Consider the following 22057-nt stretch of genomic DNA (forward strand, 5'->3'; position numbering starts at 1 on the left):
CAATTCAAATGAGCCTCATCGCCACGTGGCTTCGGTAGGCACGCCATTCAGACGCCTTCCTCGGGTTGAGGGTCCGATAGCGGCTTGCCGTTTGCGCATCTTTTGGCGGGATGCAGATCAACGGTAGGCACTCCGTGCTGTCCTGAGACCGGGCCGCGATCGACGCGCTTGTTGCGCTTGCATTGCCCTGGATGACGTAGGTTGTCGTGAACCTATAGCTGACCTTTACAAATCCGACTTTGAAGGTGAGCGAGTAACTCGAGAATCCAAAGAGAACACTTCGCCCCCCTTGCGGCTTCTGCGTCATGCCGATCTGTATGCAAATGCAGATGCTGAAGCAGGCGATGTTTCCCTCGCCCACCGCCTCGACGAACGCCGTGATGGTGCGGCCTCCGCCGGCCACAGCGGCGAGATACACGCCTGCAGTCAGCCGGGCTTGGGCGCTGAGAGGACCAATCTTGCCGGCCGCAACCCCGCCAAAAGCAAACGAAAGCGAAAATCCTTTGATCGATCTCGCGTTGGCGATCAGTTGAACATGGCCGCCGCCACCGTACGGCGGCTGGGCGATTAGGAAGGGCCTTTCCCGGCTGGCAAAATGAAATTCGAATTCCGCATCATCTCCGTTGAAGGGAAGACGGGCGGCGGCTCCCAATGCGACGTTGATGAACTGCAGAGTGCCAAGCTGAATAATGCCTGCGTCGAACGTGTAGCCAACTTCCAGGCCGACAGGCGAAAACGTCGGCTTGAAGTAGAGACCGCCATCACTGCCGCCGGACAGCCATGCCTGCAATGGCTTGACGAACTCGACCAATCCGCCGAGCTCAACCGTATCAACCTCAACCTTGACGTCAGGCGACGCTCCATTGACCGACGTGAATGTTGCTTTTTTGAACAGGATTTTCGCGACGTCGACTGAAGATCCAACCAACCAGATCTCGAAGGGCTTCATGGTCCCTTCAATCACCGCCGTCCGAGCGCCGGAGATGAAGTCGACCGAAACATTGGCGCGAATGGTCAAATCCGAGCTGCTTGGTCCAGCCCGCATCTTGAAGACATAGTTGTCGGCCGGAAACTGACCGAGTTCCGTGCTCCACGCATAGCCAAGGTCGATTCGGGTCGGCAGAAGCTCGGTCGTTGCCAACCTGAGCTCTTCCAACACCGATTTCAGCGTATCCTTGAGGCCCAGCCGCGAGATGATGTCACCGAGATCGCCTCGCAAGAACGAGTCAGCGACGCGAGCCATCTCGCTCAGAGTAACGATGAGCGCCGGACCGGACGTTGGGGCCAGCCAAGACTCAAGCAGCGTTTGCGTATGCGCGAACGCCAGCGCCGGGGTGTTTCTGGCCGCCACGATCTGCTGCAAGACGGTGCGATCCGCTGCCACCGCCCTGATGGCGTTTTCGAATCTTATGAGGACTTGGTCGTCCGCGAGGACGAGAGCGACCAGCTTCGCGACGTCTGGGTGGTTCAACGCATTGAAAAGAGCTGTCAGCCCCTTTTCAGCTGCGATGTGGAACGTCGCCAGGCGATCGGCGGCATCCGCCAGCCCGTTCGCCGCTGCGGCGCTCATCCGTTCGGCAGCGGTCGCCGCGAGCGTCAGTGATTGCAAGATTTGAGCGGCGATTTCCTTTTCAAAGTTTTTGACCAGACCGGAAACTTCTGCTTGCAGCCTTGTGAGGACGCCCGAAGTAAGGTTTCCCGCCTCCAATTTCGCGCGAAGGGCCCCAGCTTCTGCCTCCAAATCGTCGATCAATTTTTCGATGCGATCGACGTAGCCGGGTACGGCGCGGAGCTGCGCAAATTTTGCATAATCCGGATCGGTGGGATCGGTGATCGCTTTGATCAGCGCTTTGATATCAGCCCACGAACCTGGCTTTCCGATTTGGCCGACGCCGGTAAGGCCCTTGATCAGCTCGGCCAGGGTGTCGATCAGCTCTTGGATCGTGGTATCGAGATCGGTGGTCACAAACGCGTGAGGCACGGACCGGGCTTGCGCTGCAGAAAATTTCGAAAACCGCAGCATCGACCCAATGAGCTTTTCGATCTCATCAATGCGGTTGACGATCGTCTGAATTCTTCCCAGGCAGGACTGCCTGAGTTTCAGCAATTGGTCGGCGGGATTTAGGAACTTAACGACATCGCTGCAGGCAGCAGCGAGACTGCCGTTCACGTTGGTACGGATCGCGTTGAGTTCTTCGCGTGCGGTATGAACATTTTGTGCCAGAATTCCGAGTTGCTGGATTTCGACTTTGATCGCATTTTTTGCGACTTCGAATTTTTCCACCACCTCCTGTGGCGTGCCCGGGGGGGGCTTCAGCCGGTCGGCAGCTTGCAGCAGCTTGGTCAGGTCACCGGAAATTTGGCTGGTTGCGGCAAGGAGCTTGGCGGCGACATTGTCAGCAAAGGCGACAATCCGCGCGGTGCCAATGTCGGTGGAGCCAGCGTTGCACCACTGATCGAGCGCGCGCCCGGCCTGGGCGATGCGCGCATACAATTCCGATTTGGCGATCCCTTGAAGGATGTTGGAGGCGACGTCGCCAATTTTTTTAATCGCCTCGGTGCGCTTTGCATTGATCTGCGCCTGCAAAGTCGATCGGAGCGCTTTGATACGCGGGTCGATGTCCTTGTCTATGGCATCGATGACAGGTTGCACGACCGCAGCCCGAAAGCGGCGAAGCAGAGCGTCGAGATCGCCCGCGACCTTGGCCTTGAAGGTATCTCGCTTGTCTGTAATCGCTTGCTGAATACGCTGCTCTGCCTTGGTCAGAGCCGCCGGCAAAGCAGCGGCCGCGGCGTCCAAGGTGCCCAGGACCTCTTCGATCGTCGTTGCGTTGTTCTTGCCGGCGAGAACCGGTGCAATGACGACGGTAACTCCGGCCAAAATTGCGTCTCGCAGCGCCTCCTGTGTTTGTTGGAGCAAGATATTGGCTTCGGTGGGCGTCTGCGGTGGTTCTAATTCGTTTTTGATCGCCTCCACCGCGGAGCCGATTTTCGACATGACTTCCCGTGAAAGCTTTCGCTCGGCCCAGGCAATCTTGGCTGTTACCTGTGACTCGTAACCACGAAACTCTGAAACCGCTTGAGCAAGCGGTTGAGCAAGCACGCTCTCGAACAGAGCGTCCTTGATCGTGTCCAATGCATCATTGGGATTGGCGATAATCTGCGCGGCAGTTATGCCGGGCGCTCCCAACAACAGGCCGCCGAGGCTGGACTTTTCGAGTTCTTCGCAAACCTGCTTGAGGGAATTGGCAGCCAGGCTTGCCGCCAGATCGCGTCCGATGCTGAGGAAGTCGGTGCTGACCAGATTCTTCAGTTGAACCCAGGTCGTCGCGAAATCCTTGATCAGGCCCTTGATCAGCGGCGGCACTGGATCGTGCAAGACACGATCCAGTTCGGCGATCAACGGACGTCCCGTGTTGACGATCGCATTAATTTTGCCGGTTACCTTCCCGAATTCGTTAGGTCCGCTAGCTTGTTCGATGACCGGCAAACCGCTGATGACCGCCGCTCGTAGCGCCGTGAAACGTGAAAAGATTTCGGGATATACGTCGCGGAAATAGAGGCCGGTGCCCGTCCCGATTTCCGTTTCGATCCGCTTCTGAATTCCGTCGAGAACGGCAACGATCCGTTTTGCGAAGCTCTGCCCATCCACTCCCTTGAAAAAGAAATCCTTGATACGGGTTAGTGCCTTTTCGACCGTATCGGCGCCGAGGGGCCCGTAACCAATTTTTTCCGTCAGTTCTGGGGCGAGTCCAATCTCCACTCGCTTCAAGACGGTTTCGAGCGAGACGATGCCGAGCAGTTTGGCTTTTGTCAGTGCGCCGAGAAATTCCGATGGATTGAAATAGCCGTCTTGAGCTTCCTTGAACGAATAGGGTGAGTCCGGGGCACCTGGACCCGCCGGACGAATTTCCCTGGCAGCCAGCACGTCGTGCGAACGTCCTGTCGGAGCCACGCCGGCGAGCTTTCGAATCGTCCGATCGCGTCGGCGCTCTGCATGCGATTTCAGAGCGCCGCCGACAATGCCGATTTTCCTCGATAGCGCGACAGCCAGGGAGTTCGGCTGCGCGAACCCTCCACTCGTTGTCGACTGTCCAGTGACATTGAGCTCGATGTGCGGGCCCAACAGGTTGAGATAGATTTCGCTGGGATTGTTGTCCTTGAAGCCCTTAATGACGTAGTTCGGGTTGAAGCCGACCGTAATAAGCCCCTGGGGTCGCCCAAGCAGCCGATCGAGGCTTTGGATATTGACCTTGGCAGTGGCCATGACCGGATAGCATGGAGGCTGATCTCCGCCTTCCATTCGCCCATCCATGACAAAACGCTCGGTGTATTCATTACCCAAATTAACAACCATACCTCGAGCCGACATTGTCCAGCTGTCGGTATCGAACGTGGTCTCGCCATCTTTCTCGGTCGGCGCATAACGTCGGCGCGCTCCGCCATGTCGCGCCTTGCAGAGGGAACTGTAGTCACGTGTGAGCAGATCGACGTCGGACACCTGATAACCACCCGGACCGTCCGACGTATCGGTCATAACTAGGCGATAGTGCCGATAGGGCACCGCTGCGTTTACGGCATACCAGCGGCGTTCGTTAGCTTTCCAATCGGGTTCATTGCTGACGGTTAGGATGAGGACCTGCTCACCGGCAAACCCTCCAGTATCGGATCCAACCAGGGTGAAACTTCGAGGGGCGCGCCGCGGGCTCGCGCCCGCCGTCAATGCAAGATTCGCCAGCGAGGTTGGTTGCGCCAACTCGAACTGCAGATGGCCGTTCGGAGTTGCGTCAGCCGCCCATGTCGTGTCCGCATCGTGGTCGCCAAGATCGGCTGCCGATCCAACCGCCGAGGAGCTCGCCGTGACAATCGGGGCGACGCCCGGATTGCTGATCTTTTGATAGAAGCGCACGATTTCCGCCATAAGCGGCTCGTAACCGACCGCTTTGTTGCTGACGAAAAGCAGATTGCTCGTAATTGGTGCTTCGTCTTCGTTGAGCGTCCATTTGAACTCGACGTCGCCACGCGTGCCCGGCAGCCCGGGTGCAACCCGCGGCCAGAAAATATCGATTTCCATCAGGATTGGGGTGTTCTGCGACGGGAACGTGAGCTGACCGCCTTCGCGAATCTCGACGCCATGTACTTTATCTAATGGGTTGTGAGTGCCAGGACGGCCGGGCGCAACCAGGTCTGGCGTGACCTTGGTCCGCATGACGATCTTGTCGGCCGGAAAATCTCGCGCTTCATAAAGATCGTTTACGCCGGGTAGTTGTTTGACGGGCTTCTGAATCGTGATGAAATTGCGTTGGACAGGATACGCGTACGGACTGCCGAATTTTGGATGCCGGAAGAACAGCCGCTCGGTCAGCTCAACGTAGGACGCCCTGATTCCCAAGGGCAGGAGGTAGCCTTTCTTGACGACCTCCACCCGAATCTCGCGTCCCAGATACGTGCGATAGTCGAAGCGCTCGACATCAAATTTTGCTGGCCACACATAATCCGGCCAGGAATCCAGCGAGAGGAGATTGGGAGGCTCACCACGCCACTCGGCGTTGATGATTCCGCCCATGGAAGACAAAATTACATCGGCATCGGCAAACGTCGCAGGTATCGCGATCCCAGAATCCTGCTGCATAAAATTTTTCGCCGCGTCCATCTCGACCACAACTTGATGGCCCTTCTCGCCCTCAAGCGGTCGCACAACGCGGCTGCGCGGCAGCTTTTTTAATGCCTCCTCGATGTCATCGCCCGGCGTTGCGTTCTCCATGATGCGACGCAATGCAGGCAGTCCATATACGGACGTCTGTCCGACCAAATCCCAATGCGTGCTTTGTCGCAAAACAAGCAGATACTGTTTTGCTTCTCGCTCAGGGTCTCTCGGGTCACACTGGAAAGGCTCAGGGTTATCTATCGGTTCGGCGCACTGATCGAATGACGCGGATTTGAGATAGCGGGACCAAATTGCGCGCATCGACCGGCGCCCGACGTCATCGAGCCGCGCTGTCCAGAGCAGCGCAGATCGTGGATCGACCGCGCGCGGGGTAATCCATTTCGCCTCTCGTGAAGGCGAAAAGATCAGGCGACCAGCGAGTTCGAGTTGAGTTTGCGCGGGCGTCGGCGGCGTTAGTGTCGCGCGAACCTTGTCCATCGCCTGTCTAAGTGAAGTCCTCTCATCAATTCCGAGGTAGTCCATTTGCGCTTCAAACGAAGCGTCCTCGGGCATCGCGCGGGCGTGAACTTCAAGTGCCAGATTGCTCCACTCAGTCAGCGCTGAAATCGTCAGGGGTTGACGCGCCCAAATAGCTCGTCGGCGGTCCCGATCAACTGAGAAAACGACCTGAGAGGGTCCTGACATTCGGGCACGGGTAACGTCAGGAAAGCAAGGCGGGTTCTGCATACACGCAGAGGGATCCTGGACTGGAAACCATTCTTCAGCGATGTGCTGCGGCGGAAAGCGGACCGTTATGCTCGCTGGCGCGAATGGGTCTCTTGGGCGAGAAGGAACTGGCCTCACCAAATATGCTTTTCCGCTCTCGACACGGACAGTGAATCCTTCGAAAGCGAATGAGAGGTCGAAAAGGTCAAGTCCCCGTTGAAGCCGGAACGTAGCCTGTGATGTCTGCGCAACGACATAAGGATGCTGGCCCAGCACGACCATATTGCCCGTTCGTTCGGGCGCGCTTATTTCAGATCGCAATGGCCGCTTCGTGCTCGCGAGCGAGATAAGCTCCTCTGCCGAAGTTCTGTCACTGAGGACGAAGTCCTGTTGCCCATGAAGTTTCGTAGACTCGGAAACGACAATGTCGATCGAGCTTCCGGAAAACGCGGCCGCAGCGCTGTCCGCATCTTCCACAGGCAGCCACATTTGATGAAATGTGGCGCGGACAACAGTGTGCGGCACCACACCATTCGCAACATGCAGATAGAACGGTTCGTTATCGTCGCCCGACACGAGGATTTGCGTACCCGACACATCGATCGCGTGGGCAACACGCGCGACTCGACCCGCGACTATCGTCTGCGTGGATCGACGACCACCAGCCGTGACAATTGCGATGCGCTCGAAGCGAATTCCCGCAGCATGTTCGAATTTGTCTTGTGGCTGACCTACGCGGAGGACGCCCGTTCCCTCCATCAAAAAGACGCCGTGCGTAACACCTCCCTCGTCGAATGCCTCAATCCGCACACTGCGCATTGTGTGAGGGGCAAAAGCGACTGGTTCACTTGCCGCATTGCGGCCAATGGAGATTTCGTCGCTACAATTGACATCTTCGAGTAAAAGCGTTGTCGCTCGCGCTCGCGGCGCCAAGAGCAACGTTTCGCGCAATGCGATTTCGTGGTCCGCTTCCGGCTGGAGCGTGAGAGCCCCTGCAGCACGAATAGCATCGTGACCCACAAGTTCGACGTTCTGAGTCGAAATTTGAAGCGGTGGACGAATTTTTATCGCAGCGTTGGGCGGGCAATTGATGGTTATACCAGCAACATCAAAAGTCCCCAGCGAGCCGGCGCCCTCGATCGGATCATGACCCGCCATCCAAGACGCAAGCGGCATATCCGCGTCCAGATTCCAAGCGGGGACTTTGATGCGGATGTGCCAACCGTCTATTCGGGGAGCCAATTGAGCCAGCAGATCGAAGGCAAGCGTGGTACCCGGCATTCGAGCACGCCGGAGCGAGATCAAAAAAATGGATCCTCGTGGCTGAAAGATGCACGCGCCCTCCGGCCAAATCGGGAAGCATCTAAAATCCACTGCTCCCCGGCGTACTCGACTGTAACGGCCCCGTTCCGTTCAGAGACTTTCGGAACGTACAATCCCGCCGTTACCACCAACGATCCAACGCCAGTGGCAGCGGAAGCTGCGAGGAAACCTCGGCGGGTGATGTTCGATTTTGGCGACGACGAGTTGACGGAACCTACCGGTTCACTCTTGAGCGTCCTTGCGATCAGCCAGTCTCTAAGCACTGAGTACTGCAAATTTGCCCCCATGGAATGAGGCCGCAAACCACACACAGATCACAGGCCGACCGATCGGCGCGTTGATATTGAGGCGCAGGCCTTTCGAAGAGTCTAAAAAGCTAACCCAACACCTTACCCGAATCGTTATTCATCAGCTTCGGGCGCCCCTTCGGTTTCGCCAAACGGCGGGATAGAGACCCGCTGGTTGGGCTCGGCGTACAACACTCCCTTGTTGGCCAAGTATGCCGCGATAGTTTTATCTCGCACTCCGGGATCCGGGGTTTCTACTAGGAAGAGCTTGCCGTCGAGCATACGGCTGAGCACTGTCACACCGAGCCCACGGTTGATCGCCTCGATCTCTTCGTTGCTCAGAGTGTCTTTGAATCTCACGAGTATCTGGTTCTCGACAGTTTTCTCCTCCACTGACATGAGGGTAGAGAGATTTTCGATTTGGGCACACCCGACCGAACTGTTGGCTGCCGCTGGCAACGCAGAGCCTGCCCAAACTGCCAAGAGGCAAGGAAATAGAAGCGCGTGGTCCGCGACATTTAGATAAAGTGCATTCATTGCGTGTTTTAGACTACGCCTGTTGGAACCCTAGGTAAAGTTTTGCATTGCCGACCCGTGTTGAGCACCACGTGGGTGGATTGGAGGCCAACCCCGCAATGGTCCCGCAGCACCACTCAATCAGTCGTGGTAAGGCTGGTTCCCTGACTATCTGTCCCCAATTCCTCGACGCGGGGTTGTTGTGTCGGGTCGGCCTGCGTGATGTCGGCATTTTCGGCGGACACCGCCACAGTCCGCTTTCCACCCATGCTGCATGGTATAGCGCGAACCGTAAGGGTCCCGGAGTCGAATTGTAATGTTGCACTGGAGACCCAGACTTTCCAATACAGGGTGTGCTTTCCAGCCGGCAAAACAACGCCAAAATTGGAGGACAGGTTCCGGCTATCATTTGTATTGCGGATATTCGCTCGGCGGTACGAACCAGTCCACATGATGTTGGGCGACGCTCCAGTATAGAGGCCGGTCCGAATAATAGTGTTACCCGCTCCACTTATCCGTCGGGCCGAGCCGTGCGCGGCGATATCAACGACCATCGGCTCAGGCAGCTCAAAGCTAACCGAAAGAATATTGTCGTTCTTGGTGATCGTCTTGTTATCCGACCAGAAAAACTCATCGTAAGCGATCTGAACCTGCTGCTTCGACTTGCATGTGGTGGCGCCACCAGTAGTGGCCGCAGCAAGGTTCAGTCTTCCACCCGTCACGCTTTGACCCGAGAGAGCAGGGATGAGGTCTGCGGTAGTCATAAGTCGTTCCTTCACCTGCACATGCGTTAGTGATGGGGTCTCGGCCCATACCAGCGCCGCAGCTCCGGCGACGTGTGGGGAGGCCATCGACGTGCCATTGAACGAATCATAATTTCCCCCGGGAATGGTAGAGAGGATGCCAACGCCGGGCGCGCCAATATCTACACCGGTAGCGCCGAAGCTCGAAAAGCCGGCCTTGGCATCTGCTTGATCAGTCGCCATGACCGCCAAGACGTTGGGAATGTCATAACTTGAGGGGTAATGGGGAGTTACGTCATTGTCAGAATTACTGTTACCCGCTGCGGCGACGAATAGCACATCTTTGTTGTCAGCCAGTCGAATCGCGTCTTCGAGGGCACGCGAGTAGCCGCCACCACCCCAGCTGTTGTTCATGATGTTGGCTCTCATCCGTATTGCATACTCTATGCCCCGGATGGCATTAGCAGTATTGCCGCTGCCGTTGGCCGATAAAAACTTCACGGCCATTATTCGTGTCTTCCAATTCGTTCCGGCAACGCCAAGGCTATTATTCGTAACCGCACCTATTGTGCCCGCGACATGAGTGCCGTGGCGGTGGTCGTCCATCGGGTCGCCAGTGGCTGCATTCGGAACGAAGTTGGCGCCAAAGACATCATCAATAATGCCGTTGCCATCATCGTCCACACCGTTGCCCGCCGTCTCGCCAGGATTTGTCCACATATTCGCGGCAATGTCCGGATGCTTGTAGTCAACCCCCGTGTCAATCACAGCGACAACACGGTCAGCTGATTCAGTCCGGGTATCCCAGGCTGCTGGTGCTGATATTTTCGGAAACCCCCACTGGGCCGCATACTGACTATCACTAGGGGTGGCGTCGACACGGACCACGTAGACCGGCTCGATATAAGCAACACCGGGAATTTGGAGTATGCGGGCCGCCAACGTCCCGAACTCCTCGTCGGCCCGAATAACCTTGGCCCCAATTAGCGGCAGATCATCGATAACAGTGGCCTCGGGCCCCAACGCCGCGGCTGAGAGCGCCTCCGGGGAAAAACCTGGCTGGGTTTTAACAATGAACTGGCCGGGTACGATTTCGGCCTCCGTTTGCGATTGGAACGTCGGCTCTTGTGCCACGGCAATAGCTATTCCGGAAGGGAACGCGGCTACCAACCCGAGCACTTTAAGGAATTTGCGTCTCATGATGTTTCACCTCCCTGTTCAAAACGGCTGTTACCAGCGTGTCAGGGGCCTGACGGGAGCAATCAGTTGCCCGCTCCCACATCCGCTTGACGCGCAGCCAACCTCGCTGGCGGTCTACACGGCCGTCACTCTCACCCCGGTCTCCTGCCCAAGCATTACTGATTTTCGCACGAATCACTTGTCCAGCCACCTCTGCTTGGCCGAGCGTCTTGCCACTTCGACATTTGATCCAACTTGAGCTAATGCTGACCGTCGTTGTTACTGCTCGTGACAAGAATCGCAATCTGTACGCGATCGCCTTCTTCTATGGGTGGTCCATCTCGAGCTCAGCAGGCGACCTCCAAGCGCTTCTCGGGCCAACGGAGAAATGAAGGCTGGGCCCCGCGCCGGACGAGCAGAGAATTGTTGATACGAAGTATATTGCGGACGCTCGCAAGTGCAGCCTCATTCACGGCGATATATGCAACGATGTACCACTCCCCGTTTTCTTCCCTGGCCATGCCCATTGGCTCGACACGCCATTTGAGGGCGCCATGGTGGGGCATGAAGTAGGTTTCCTGTATGCCGCCGACGGCGCTCAGGCCTTCATCGAGAGCGTACTCCATCACCGCGCAGCACAGCTGCGTCAGCGTGCCCCTCAGTCCAGCAGTTCGTTTGTCGGGAACGACGAATGTGCGCGTCCATTCGGCCCAATCCGGACGTCTTGGGACGCCCGATTTTTCACACATGTGAGAAAAGACCTCCGATACCATGTGCGGCTCGCTAGTTGGGATCAATCGAGCCGAGGTCACTACGCGATCGTCTTCAATGCCCAGCAGGTATGTCGCCGCATCTGTATCGAATTGATCTAGCTCGCGACCATCCGGGCTTGGAGGGCGCCAAAGTTTTTGATGCACAAAGAAATCGTGCCGCCGGCGCAGAAACTCGTCGAATTCGTTTTCGTAGAGATGCTTGTTATGGGCATTGACTACGTGGGCCGTTATCATGGCGCGATCCCCCGGTCCTTCTCGCAGGGATACTCGCAGTCGCGCTAATATACGTCACCTGTCCGATCGGACAGTTGACGCGTTTTAGGGATGGATCAGACGACGGCGCACCGCTTCGACGACCGCTTGCGTGGTCGTTGCGACGCCAAAAGCCTCGCGAGCTCGCGTTGAGTGCCATTTGACGGTGCGCTCGGTCAGACCGAGGATTTGGGAGGTTTCGGACGAGGTCTTGCCTGCCGCGGCCCACAAAAGCACCTCCCTTTCCCGGGCGGTCAGCAAACCTTCATCCGGGTCATCATTTGACAAAGCCTGGATCGACATCCCGGCATATACCGCCATCGTGACTAGCTGCCCCTGTTGGCGTGGCGACAAACTGCAGCTCTTTGCAGAGGAGGCGAATGACAGGACTGACTGCCAATGGTGAACGCTGAGCATCGGCACGGCGAAGCCGCTACAGATGCCGAACTCCGTCGCCTCGCCGGCAACGCGTCGTGAGCCTTCCGTCCCTGACCACTTTGCCGGGACTTCGGACCAAAGGAACGGCTTCAAAGTCTTTGCCGAGTAGATGCAAACACCATCAACCGCGGCATGCTCGGCTTCGACATAACGCTCGAACCAGCCGGCCGGCCAGCCATTCAGTTCGACCATTGGGGCAAGCTTCTGCCCACCGAGAGGAACGCCGCTCAGGATAAGGTGCTCGAAGCCGAGGTCCCTCACCGTTTCAAGAAGGTCGCTTAGAAGCGGCTCCGTCGCCGAATGCTTCCTACAGCGTTCGACAAAATCAAATACGTCTCCATCGATCATGGAACAGGCCTCGCCCTGGACACTCAATCGACATAAGTATAGCCTAAATTAGAAATATCGAATATACATTTCAACTACTAGGTGAATGGGGTGCCTCAGTCTCTCGGACAATGTGCTCGCCCGCGAAGGTCCGCGGACCGGCATCCGGGAGGCGCTTACTGGATTCGGTATATGACCAGGCTTTCGCCAGTAAGGTCGACTGGCTCGGCACAGCGCGGGTTCGTGTGTCCCCAAACTCTGCCGCCAGACGCATTGATGCGACCAGCCAGCACCATCACGTGATCTTTTGAAAGACCGAACCACGTCACTACAAAGCAGAAGTCCCCTTCCTGCGTTTCAGCCAGATCAGATACCTTCGTCACGTTGGCGTATTTTGCCGTCGAGTTTTTGAAGGCCGCGGCCAACTCGACAACGCGGATGCAAACACCATTGGCACAGATGGCGCTCGGAAGGTTGACGATGATCTTGCTCTTCGAAAGCCCGTGACCCACGAAATGCGTGCAGTCCGATGCGAATTCGCCATCCGGACAATCATTTCCACCTCCGCGCGGGCAATGTTCGACGTAGTAGCCTTTGGCCTTGGACCAGTCGAAGGGCAGGCGGGCGACATCCGAGCCATCCTGTGGGATCAAGAGCAGTTCAGACGCAAGTGGCCCTATTTCATCGGCAAGGATTTTTGAGAACTCCTCGTCAGACAAAATTTTTACCGCGTTGGCAGACGACTGTGCCATTAACTAGTCCCCTCATGCGTCAGATTTCGGCTATCCCCGCGAAGAACCGTGGTGAAACTCCCTTATCTTGCGATAATAACAGAAAGCAAATTTATGTGGTAGATGGTCGTTACTTGTCACCGTTTTAAATCGAGCCGTAGAGGAATCTATCGCCCGCATTTCTATGTGGTTTAACGCAATCCCCCCGGTTGATCCTGAGCCGTCCCGCCAAGGTTCTGACTGACGAATTCGAGGCGCGGCTGGCTCGCCTTGAGGCCGAGCGCGACGGCAAAGGAAGCATCATCTTTCCAGCTTCGCTTGTGTCACGGCAGGATGCCCCCGATATTGGTCGGGCGATGGCCGGCAAGCAATCTCTGTTCGAATTTCGCCGACAGGCACGCGCCGGTCAGAAGGCTCAGTTGGAAGAGCGCATAGCGCAGCTTGCCGAAGAAGTTTCCGGCTTGACCGAGCAAAGAGATGCCAAGAGCCAGGAAATCAAGTTGATCGGATTTGAGCTCGAAGGCATGCGCAGACTTTGGCAACGCAAGCTGGTTTCAATCGACCGCATAACTGCGCTTGAACGCGACGCTGTGCGGCTTAAAGGTGAGCACGGGCAACTGACTGCGGCCATAGCGCAATCGAAGGGTCGTACTTCCGAAATCCGTTTGCAGATCATCCAGATCGATCAGGATTTGCGCAGCGAGGTGGCGAGCGAGCTGCGAGACGTCCAGACAAAGATCTCCGAGTTCGTCGAGCGCAAGGTCTCGGCCGAAGATCAACTCAAACGGATCGATGTCCGTAGTCCTCAGACCGGCGTCGTTCATCAGCTCGGCGTGCACACGGTCGGTGGCGTTATTTCTCCCGGCGAGCTCAGAGGTCTTCGGGCCAGTTCTCTCCTACTTCCTGCTGACAATCTTCTCTGCGGCCGCCCTCAGAGAAGCCAGGCCAGGCCTTGCCTGCTTTTTCTACACACGGCGATCTCGGCCGCGCCTTCCGGGTCGTCGAAGGGTACATGCGGTCCAACCTCGTTGAACGTGACGTTGTCAGGCCTGCGGTCTTAGAGTTGTATCGTACGTGTCGAGCTATGGTTTGCCACCGCGGCAGCCCTTTCGTCTGGTGCCGCTAATTTTCAAATCAGCCGTTATACCCGTCGCCGCTTCAGCGGCACGACGCGTCAAGCTGCCTTGCCATTTGCAAATCGGCCCAGTTCCACCACAGCGCGATTGAAGTCCCAGATCTGGCGGCAGATCGTGTCGGCCACCTTCTGGATGGCAGGGTCCGAAATGTCCATGCTAGTAACAGCTTCGATGCCCCTCCGGATCGTCATCTTGTCGAAGTCGCTGTTCAAGACCGTGTCCAGCGCATGAATAAACGCAATGCTGCCTGGCTCGTCGACAAGTTTATCGAATGCTATGCGCAGCGACTGAAGAATCTCGGCGACCTCAACCTCGTTTTCAGCCAGCTGTTCTCTAAGGAACCACCAGATCATGTCCCTGGCCCGTTCCGCGGGCGATGCGCATTAGAGATCGAAGCATCCCCCTGCGAAAGAAGGAAAGCCGCCCAGCTGAGCCGATGTAAGGTTGGTAGGTATTGGCGCGAATATAGCCAGCGAAGGCTTGCTTGATTTGATCAGCCATCTCTGCCAGCGCGGCGGTGTTGTCGTTCGTCCGTTGAGTAATCTGCTCTTGCCATTCTTCTTGTTCGCGCTGCTCGCGAGGTGGATGGGTTAAGTTCCATATTTTCGTGAGGAGCCCGCCAAGTGGTATTTCTTCAACCGCGCTTTCGGCAACCGCGCGACCAATTGCTCGTCCAGATCTTGGGGGCGGCAAGCGTAGCCCATCGTCCTTAACCAAAGTTCCCTCCTGTCCATACGATAAAGGACATTATCATACAGGTTGGGCGATCGGCCAAACGATCCATCTGCTAGGAGAGCGGAGCGAAGGGGATTGCCACTTTCAAGTCTGCTAGGTCCAAAACAGACCCGTCTGCTCCCGGCCACGGCTACAACGGCGATTTACAATCGCTCCAAGCTCTCTTCTTCTGAGCTCACCCGCACCACTCGACCTGATGGGCAACCGACGGCTTTTAGACCGTCCACGTGTGTACGTTGGGGGCATCGGTCAGGGGTCAGGCGAGGGTTGCTACGAATGCGAAACATCCGCCGAGGACCGCCTCTGACCAACAATGACCCGATGGGAACTGAGCGACCGCTCTGCGTCCGATATCGGCAATAGCGTTGAGCTCGGCATCGTCTGAAAACAGACATCGCAAGCGAAACCATTTGATCGCGCCAGAAGCGATGTCTTGGGACCTCCACCGTCGGCCCTGAAAAGCGCCAATTACGGCTTCTTCACCACGTATCCGGTAAGCTACACGCGGGAGAAGTGAGGTCAATCAGGCGGTAAATATGGTATCGGCCGTTTGCAGACACCTCCCGTCGAGGATAATGCTTTGGTATTCTGGCCTTAACTTGCACCCTCTTGTCGGAGCATGCAAAGACCGCGGATGCGATAGCTTGCACTTTGGGACCGCCAACGAATACGCTGATGACTGCATGTTTACCCGCTCCGATGACGTGGCTTCTCAGTACGTCGAGATGAGATGAAAGGCTGAACGCAGGTACATCGGACACTTCGGCGTCTTCGAGACGATACATCTCTTTCACTTTGTCTACCTGCTGATTGAGCAGATGATCGACTTCAGAGTGGAGGTCGCTGCGCGGCACGAAAACGGCGACTCGTTCGGGACTGAACTCGTTGACGAGGCCGTAAAACATGTCGGCGTCGCCTCCGAGCCCGACTAGAAGCAGCTTCTCTTCCCCCATGCCTCCACTGCCTTCTAGCAGTGGGACGGTCTCGTACCTGTCAACTTGACTGGAGAACTCAGCAGGATCGTCTCCTTTTTGATAGGAACCCTCAGCGTATCCGAAATCGATTGCGTGTATTGCTCCACTACCAAGGCCGTGTGCCACGAGCCACTGTATGTAGATACGCGGCATTGTCGAGCAATCGACGAATACGCGACGGAGCGTCCCATGGTATGAGCCGAGTTTACGGCCCAGTTCAGCCAAGGCAATCTGCAGCGTGTTCATATTTCGTTGGTAGTCGACGGAAGAATGAAGAACCAGCTCCGTTAGTTCGGCACCGGAACGCGCGGAGAACTCCCGTAATTTGCGCCTGCTTTCCTCGATTGCTGTTTCGCCGGAGTCTGCGAGCGCAAAATCAAGGACTAGCACCTGCTTGACCGAGAGGGAGACGTGCACCTCGAGTGCGGTACACCTAGTCTCCCACCCCAATGCGATGATCGCAACGTCGGCCGAGAGGGAGACACTTTCCTCGGTGAGGCACTCAGCGACCGCGATGTTTCCATAGACACTATACCGGTCATTGAACATCGGTGTCTCCGTCATCGAATAAGGATTTCTGGAAACGACCCCAGTCTTCGGCTGGCGGAAAAAGCTCTTTGAATACCGCGTCAGCCCAGTCTTCCGGCGTCTGCGTGCGCGTTAGGAGAAGCTCTATCACGCGTCCAGCTGGGAGCACGTTGGTCTCGTAGGGTCCGCGATAAGAGAACCTGAAGTGGGGTGCAAAGCGCCGATGCAGCCGTACAGTCACCTCGGTGGCGTCCGGATTCTGGTAGGGGCTCTCAAGCTTGCGGCGATCCGACACTTCCCGGATGAAGCCGTCTTTCTCGGCGCGCTTGAGCACTTCATCGATCTTGCTGTCTGGAAGCTCCATCTTCGTCGCTAGCGACCGCACATCGCCTCGGTTGATTCTGAACAAGCCTCGTTCGGTTGTTCCGATCAGTTCATTTTCGTCGAGTTCCGTCTGGAGTTTTGCAGTCAATCTTCCAAGCGCGCGCACCATTCTTACGCTTTCCTCTTCGAAAGGCTGGGCGAGTGACTCCAATCCCTGGAGCTTCTTTTCGGACGCCGAAGTAACAGCGCGCCGCTGCTGCTCAATCGGAATCTCTGTGTCAGAGTTGATGAAGTCTAAGACGCGACTGTGGCTCGCGTTGCCGCCCACCACGCGGGCGTAGATTTCGCCCATGATATCTAGGAAGTCGCGTATGCAGAGGTCGCTTAGCTGGACAATGATCTGGTGACCCACATACGGATACTCGTGTAGACGAAGGATGCGGCAGGCTTCCAGGAACGCCCAGCTCTGCTTTCTAGCGATAATTCTCTGGAAGGCTTTCACGTCGATCGGGCTCCCACGTCGTTCGCGCTCCTCCTTTGGAATCTGGCTCAGGGCCAGCCCTTCCACGTACGGGCGCGCCTTGAGATTGGGGGCAAGTTGTTCCAGTTGCGATCGTGTCATGTTAAGGTCGAAAAATTCGCGGGCGTCTTCCGCAATGCGGATCAGCTTCTGCCGACCTTCTGAACTCTCGGGACTGGCGCTTTCAATCACCCGTTCGATAATCTGATTGAGCGATAGGACCCCTAAGCGCCGTTTCAACGAAAATGCGGTCAATGGATCATTGATCTTAAGACCTTCTCGCATTTTGTCGGGCAATGCATAGAACAGACGCAAGGATGCGACGTTTTGGCAGAGATACGCAAACTCTTTGTCGGTCGCAGAATCCAGGTTCTCGACGTCCCGGTCCGCATTGGACAGAGACTGACCAGGGATGACCGTCCGGATAGTGTCGTAGAGGCCCCCTATGTACGCCAGCACCCATTTGACCTCGCCGCGGGTCTTCCTGACGATAGTGTTGAGGAATTGCTGCTGCAGTGGTGTTAGCACCTCACAGTCGTCAATCATGATCTTAAACTTAATCGGGTGATCCGCCGCGAAGGCAGGTCCACTGATTAAGGGTGACACCGCACTAACAACCCTGCTCAGGACTGAACCGGGATCCGTCGCGAAGAAAGGGGAATCCGTTTCTCTGCGACCCATGAAGAACGCGTTGAAGCATCGCTCAATGTATCGCGATACGAGTGAAGTAAGTTCATCGAGCCCGAAGAAGTCGCGCTTCCCCTCGAATTTCAAAAAATGCAGAACGTCCCGGTTAATACGAAGCGCGACGTTTCTGTCGTCAGTCGCAGAATAGACCAAGTGGCTCTCCCGCCGAAGCGAACTGAGGGTCTCCAGGAGGCGCTCCACGATCTTCAATTCGAGATAGTGGGAGAAGATCACGAATTGCCTATTCTTGACCGCCACCGGATCAAGGCGAATGGGTTCGGGAACGAGCGAGAGGACTGCGTTGTCGATGAGAGGGGAAAACGTCTCGTTGAGCTGGAAGAACACTCCATACCAGTCAAGAGAGCCGATCTGTTCCTCGAGCTTCCTGTCGTCGAGAATATGGAGCGTGGACATCGAGCGCAGGATGCTCGTCTTTCCACTACCGCGTGTACCAGCCACAAACACAGGCTTCGCCGCCTTGGAGATGGTGGCAGCTTTTTTACTGAACCAAAGGACGGGGCGGCTTTCATACTCGATTCGGTTCGGCCCGAATGGATTTTGCATTTATTTGCCCTTCACTTGAATGCGCCAGTCCTTGTTGGGTCTATTCAGGCCGTGAATACCGATCTCTTGAGAAGCATGAAGCATGATCAGTGCGTCTTCTAGCGTATCCGCAACCGGATTCGACCGCACGAGATCAGCGACCTCGTTCCAGAATAAGAGGTCTCGGCCCCGCTCAACTCGATATTGCCTCAGGCGAACGAGAAGACCGAACGTGTTTTCATCCAGCGAGGTTCGGGAATTAGAGGATGTAGGGATGAAGCAATGTTCCTCCTCGACGAGCGTCCCGTCTTCCGGCCTCGTCCGGTAGGGGACTACTCTCACCCCGATAAGATCGTCCTGATCGGTTATGAAGAAAACAAGCTCGTTGAATCCACCGCCGATTTCGGGCGCGGAAATTGAGATGACCTGGCTGCCAGGATTCCGCGGGTCGCTGATAACCTCAATAGCATCCTGATGGATGTGACCGTGCAAGTACAGGACCGGCTTGCCTACTGAAAGAAGCTGTGCACGCACGAATCCAGCATTGAGCATCTCGGCGTAGGGCGAGATACGCGGTGTTTTCTGCGGAAGCAGATTATGGTGCCCGACGATCACGCCAAACGCCCTACCGGGCTGCAGCAGGTGCTCCATCAAACCGGTGAGCATGAGGGCAGATACATACGGGGTGTCGAGCTGGCTATAATACTGGTCGAGAAGATCCTGCGGTTTCTCGGGAGGAACGACTGCAGCGGGGGTCGCCGGGCCGTCGTCCATTGATGCGGGACTCCCCAGGTCGATCGGAGTGGACCAGTCTTCCGTCTTAAGCTTGTCCCTTAGGAACTCTGGCAGGTTCTGCAGTTCCCAGCTTCCAATCGAGGTATTCACGAGCAAGATTTCTGTGCCATATCCCCTTTGCCCCACAGCGACGGGAATTGGTCGATCTAGAGGTACGGTCTGCCAGCCGAAACGTTCGGCCAACTGGCTGATCCTTCGAAATTTCTCAATCGTCCCCAGTTCGAGTGCATCCTTGCGATCAACATCGTGATTACCGGGAACGAAGAGCAGAGGAATTGTCTGGGAGGCAGAACCACTACCGCGGCACAGCAGCGAAAAGTGCCTAAAAGCACCTTCGAGAAATTCCGACCTGCCACGCGAGGTAAAGTCACCCACGAAGATGACGCCCCGCATCGTGTCCGATGACGCGAGGTGGCGCAGCTTCCGCAAAACCGCTCTGAAAGCAGAACTTCGAAGATTTTCGGAGATTCTAGGAGAAAACTTCTTATCTTTGGCATCGACTTCGCTAGGCACTAACTGCCAGTCCGGATAGTGGACATCACCGACCTGAAGGATTCGAATTCGACGCATCTAAGACCTCGCACGCCTATGCCTAGTGCGAGACCGATGCGATTTCTAGTTGTTAGATCAACGCCATCCGAACATCCACAAGTTGGTCCGCGATGTATCTCTCAATGGTGGAGTTTCTTGACGCTGGCCTGAGATTTCCTATGACGCTGCCGACTTCAAGCCGGCCGCGGTCGAGAAGGCGCTGGAGAAGCCAGTCAAAATAGTCGAGGTGCCAAAGCCCTTGCCGCTCCCCGGCCAATTGCAGCCCGAGCCCGGCAAGGTCGCCGAGGACAAGAGTTCCCCTGAGGAACGTGTCGCCGATGCCAACAAGGCGGCGACGCAGCAACCCACCAGATACGGGTATATCAACGCGGTGCAGGTCTATCCCTTTGCTGATGGCGCGCTCTACCAGCTCTATGCCGCGCCTGAACGCGTCAGCGATATCGCCCTGCAGCCAGGCGAGAAGCTGACCTCGGTGTCGGCCGGCGACACGGTGCGCTGGGTCATTGGCGACACCATCAGCGGCACCGGTGACAACCAGCGCACCCATGTGCTGGTAAAACCCTTCGCACCGGGGCTTAGCACCAATCTGGTGATCACCACCGAACGACGGACGTACCACCTGCAGCTTCAGAGCACTGAGAAGACCGCCATGGCGGCGATCTCCTGGACGTATAGCGAAGACCAGATCGTAGCGCTGCGCCAGCGCAACGCTCAAGCTGAGGCTGTCACGCCGGTGGCGTCAAATGTGGCGCTCGAGAACATCCGCTTCCGCTACTCTATCACCGGTGACACACCGCCCTGGAGGCCGAGGCGTGCCTTCGACGACGGCAGCAAGGTCTATATCGAGTTTCCCCGCCGCATCGATCAGGGCGATGCACCGCCACTCTTCATCGTCGGCGCTGACGGCAACAATCAGCTCGTCAACTACCGCATGCGTGGCAACTATTACATTGTCGACCGGCTATTCGCGGCGGCCGAACTGCGCCTCGGCGCCAAGCAACAGCAAGTGGTGCGCATCACAAGGTCCGACGGCAGGCACCCGCCCCGTCGCATACCTCTCTTTGCGCGTTCCAGCAGGTGAGGGGGAGGGCTCATGACCGAAACTTCCCGCTCTGACATACCGCCGAAACTCGATCCCGAGCAGTTGCAGTTGCGCGCCTCGCCGCGCCGCGCTGTGCGGTTCAGGCGCGGCGTGATCATCGCAATCGCGGCGGTCGGATCCGGTGCCATATTCGGCGTCACTATGATGGCGCTTCAGGGACCGGCACTGCGCATCAAAGACAAGGCGGAAGATCTCTACAACACCCAGCGAAAGCCAACCGCCGAGGGACTTGAAACGCTTCCAAGAGACTATTCCGGAATCAAGCCGAACGCGCCTGTGCTCGGCCCGCCATTACCAGGCGATCTGGGCCGGCCGATCCTCGAACGCCAGCGCCAGCTCGGTATCGCGCCGGGGCAGGAGGTTTCCGCAGAGGAGCAGAGGCTCGCTCAGCAGTCGATCGAGGCGCGTGAATCGAAAGTCTTTTTTTTCGATCGAGAATCGACCATGGCAGATAAACGTCGCCGGCAGTGGGCAGGATGTGCAGAGGCCATTTGAGCCGCTTCCGCAATCCGATGCCGCACGCGCGTCGGCTTCCGTTGCTCCGGCCGAGGGCGACCAGAACAATCAGCAGCGTAAGCTTGATTTTATTAGTCAGCGGAACACCAGCGGGGTCTACAATCCGCATGCGCTGCAGACCCCGGCTTCGCCGTATCAGCTGATGGCTGGCAGCGTGATCGCCGCGAGCCTCATCACCGGCATCAATTCCGATTTGCCCGGCCTCGTCGTCGCGCAAGTCACAGAGAATGTGCACGACACAGTCACAGGCAACGTCTTGCTCATTCCGCAGGGCTCTCGGCTGATCGGCACGTATGACAGCGTCGTCGCTTTTGGGCAGAAGCGCGCGCTGCTCGTCTGGCAGCGAATAATACTGCCCGACGGCTCATCGATCGAAATCGACAATCTGCCCGCGGCAGATACTGACGGCTACGCAGGCCTTGAGGACAAGGTCGATTTCCACACCTGGCAGCTGATCAAGGGCGTTGCTCTAGCCACATTGCTAGGCGTCGGCACGGAATCGAGCCTTGGGGAAAACGAAAGCGACCTGGTGAAGGCCATCCGGGAATCTGCGCAGCAAAACGTCAGTCGGGCTGGCCAACGCATCACCGAAAAGAACCTCAACATTCAGCCCACCATTACGGTCCGCCCCGGATGGCCCCTGCGTGTCATCGTGCACAAGGATCTCGTGCTTCGGCCGTACCGAGTTGAACAGGAGTAGCTC

Annotated in this window: 15 protein-coding genes and 1 pseudogene; 4 read left to right on the forward strand and 12 right to left on the reverse strand. The window is 56.9% G+C overall.

From position 1 onward, the window contains the following. Window positions 1-4: 4 nt before the first annotated feature. From AC0L17_RS03980 to AC0L17_RS04010, 7 genes are all read right to left on the reverse strand, one after another. Window positions 5-7654 carry a phage tail family protein gene (locus tag AC0L17_RS03980; RefSeq protein WP_473514841.1) on the reverse strand — a complete coding sequence of 2550 codons (7650 nt, stop codon included), beginning with the start codon at window positions 7652-7654 and terminating at the stop codon, window positions 5-7. Between the two features lie 20 nt (window positions 7655-7674). Continuing rightward, entirely contained in the window at window positions 7675-7983 is a 309-nt protein-coding gene (locus AC0L17_RS03985; RefSeq protein ID WP_473514842.1) for a twin-arginine translocation signal domain-containing protein, read from the reverse strand. Window positions 7984-8097: 114 nt separating this feature from the next. Then, window positions 8098-8520, reverse strand: a complete 423-nt coding sequence (locus tag AC0L17_RS03990; protein WP_473514843.1) for a S8 family serine peptidase — start codon at window positions 8518-8520, stop codon at window positions 8098-8100. 116 nt (window positions 8521-8636) lie between these two features. Further along, complete coding sequence (locus tag AC0L17_RS03995; protein WP_473514844.1) at window positions 8637-10442, reverse strand: S8 family peptidase; 1806 nt, start codon at window positions 10440-10442, stop codon at window positions 8637-8639. 326 nt (window positions 10443-10768) lie between these two features. After that, a complete protein-coding gene (locus AC0L17_RS04000; protein ID WP_473514845.1) occupies window positions 10769-11428 on the reverse strand; it encodes an acyl-homoserine-lactone synthase in 660 nt (219 codons plus the stop codon). Window positions 11429-11512: 84 nt separating this feature from the next. Beyond that, entirely contained in the window at window positions 11513-12232 is a 720-nt protein-coding gene (locus AC0L17_RS04005) for a LuxR family transcriptional regulator (protein ID WP_473514846.1), read from the reverse strand. 155 nt (window positions 12233-12387) lie between these two features. Further along, window positions 12388-12963, reverse strand: coding sequence for a hypothetical protein (locus tag AC0L17_RS04010; RefSeq protein WP_473514847.1), 576 nt, complete (start codon window positions 12961-12963; stop codon window positions 12388-12390). Between the two features lie 188 nt (window positions 12964-13151). On the opposite strand from AC0L17_RS04010, the gene AC0L17_RS04015 reads away from it, so the two are divergent. Then, window positions 13152-14003, forward strand: a complete 852-nt coding sequence (locus AC0L17_RS04015; RefSeq protein ID WP_473514848.1) for a hypothetical protein — start codon at window positions 13152-13154, stop codon at window positions 14001-14003. A gap of 113 nt (window positions 14004-14116) precedes the next feature. Here the strand turns inward: AC0L17_RS04015 and AC0L17_RS04020 are convergent, their stop codons facing one another. The 5 genes from AC0L17_RS04020 to AC0L17_RS04040 form a co-directional block, all read right to left on the reverse strand. After that, a complete protein-coding gene (locus AC0L17_RS04020) occupies window positions 14117-14431 on the reverse strand; it encodes a hypothetical protein (RefSeq protein WP_473514849.1) in 315 nt (104 codons plus the stop codon). Then, window positions 14412-14795: a hypothetical protein gene (locus tag AC0L17_RS04025; protein ID WP_473514850.1), complete on the reverse strand. Its 384-nt coding sequence runs from the start codon at window positions 14793-14795 to the stop codon at window positions 14412-14414. The genes AC0L17_RS04020 and AC0L17_RS04025 overlap by 20 nt, the downstream gene beginning before the upstream one ends. 497 nt (window positions 14796-15292) lie before the next feature. Then, the gene (locus AC0L17_RS04030) at window positions 15293-16336 is read right to left on the reverse strand and encodes a hypothetical protein (protein WP_292596915.1); all 1044 of its coding nucleotides are present in this window, start codon (window positions 16334-16336) and stop codon (window positions 15293-15295) included. Further along, window positions 16326-18410, reverse strand: coding sequence for an ORC-CDC6 family AAA ATPase (locus AC0L17_RS04035; RefSeq protein ID WP_473514851.1), 2085 nt, complete (start codon window positions 18408-18410; stop codon window positions 16326-16328). The genes AC0L17_RS04030 and AC0L17_RS04035 overlap by 11 nt, the downstream gene beginning before the upstream one ends. Continuing rightward, the gene (locus AC0L17_RS04040; RefSeq protein ID WP_473514852.1) at window positions 18411-19754 is read right to left on the reverse strand and encodes a metallophosphoesterase; all 1344 of its coding nucleotides are present in this window, start codon (window positions 19752-19754) and stop codon (window positions 18411-18413) included. 127 nt (window positions 19755-19881) lie between these two features. Between AC0L17_RS04040 and trbG the strand changes: the two are divergent. The 3 genes and pseudogenes from trbG to AC0L17_RS04055 form a co-directional block, all read left to right on the forward strand. Then, window positions 19882-20817: pseudogene (trbG, locus tag AC0L17_RS04045) on the forward strand (P-type conjugative transfer protein TrbG); the annotation flags it as partial. A 63-nt stretch (window positions 20818-20880) separates the two neighbouring features. Further along, window positions 20881-21333, forward strand: a complete 453-nt coding sequence (locus AC0L17_RS04050) for a hypothetical protein (protein WP_473514853.1) — start codon at window positions 20881-20883, stop codon at window positions 21331-21333. After that, on the forward strand, window positions 21245-22054 hold the full coding sequence (locus AC0L17_RS04055) for a TraB/TrbI/VirB10 family type IV secretion system protein (RefSeq protein ID WP_473514854.1): 810 nt from the start codon (window positions 21245-21247) through the stop codon (window positions 22052-22054). The genes AC0L17_RS04050 and AC0L17_RS04055 overlap by 89 nt, the downstream gene beginning before the upstream one ends. Window positions 22055-22057: the final 3 nt, after the last annotated feature.

It is taken from the genome of Mesorhizobium sp. WSM4829 (genome assembly GCF_055811475.1).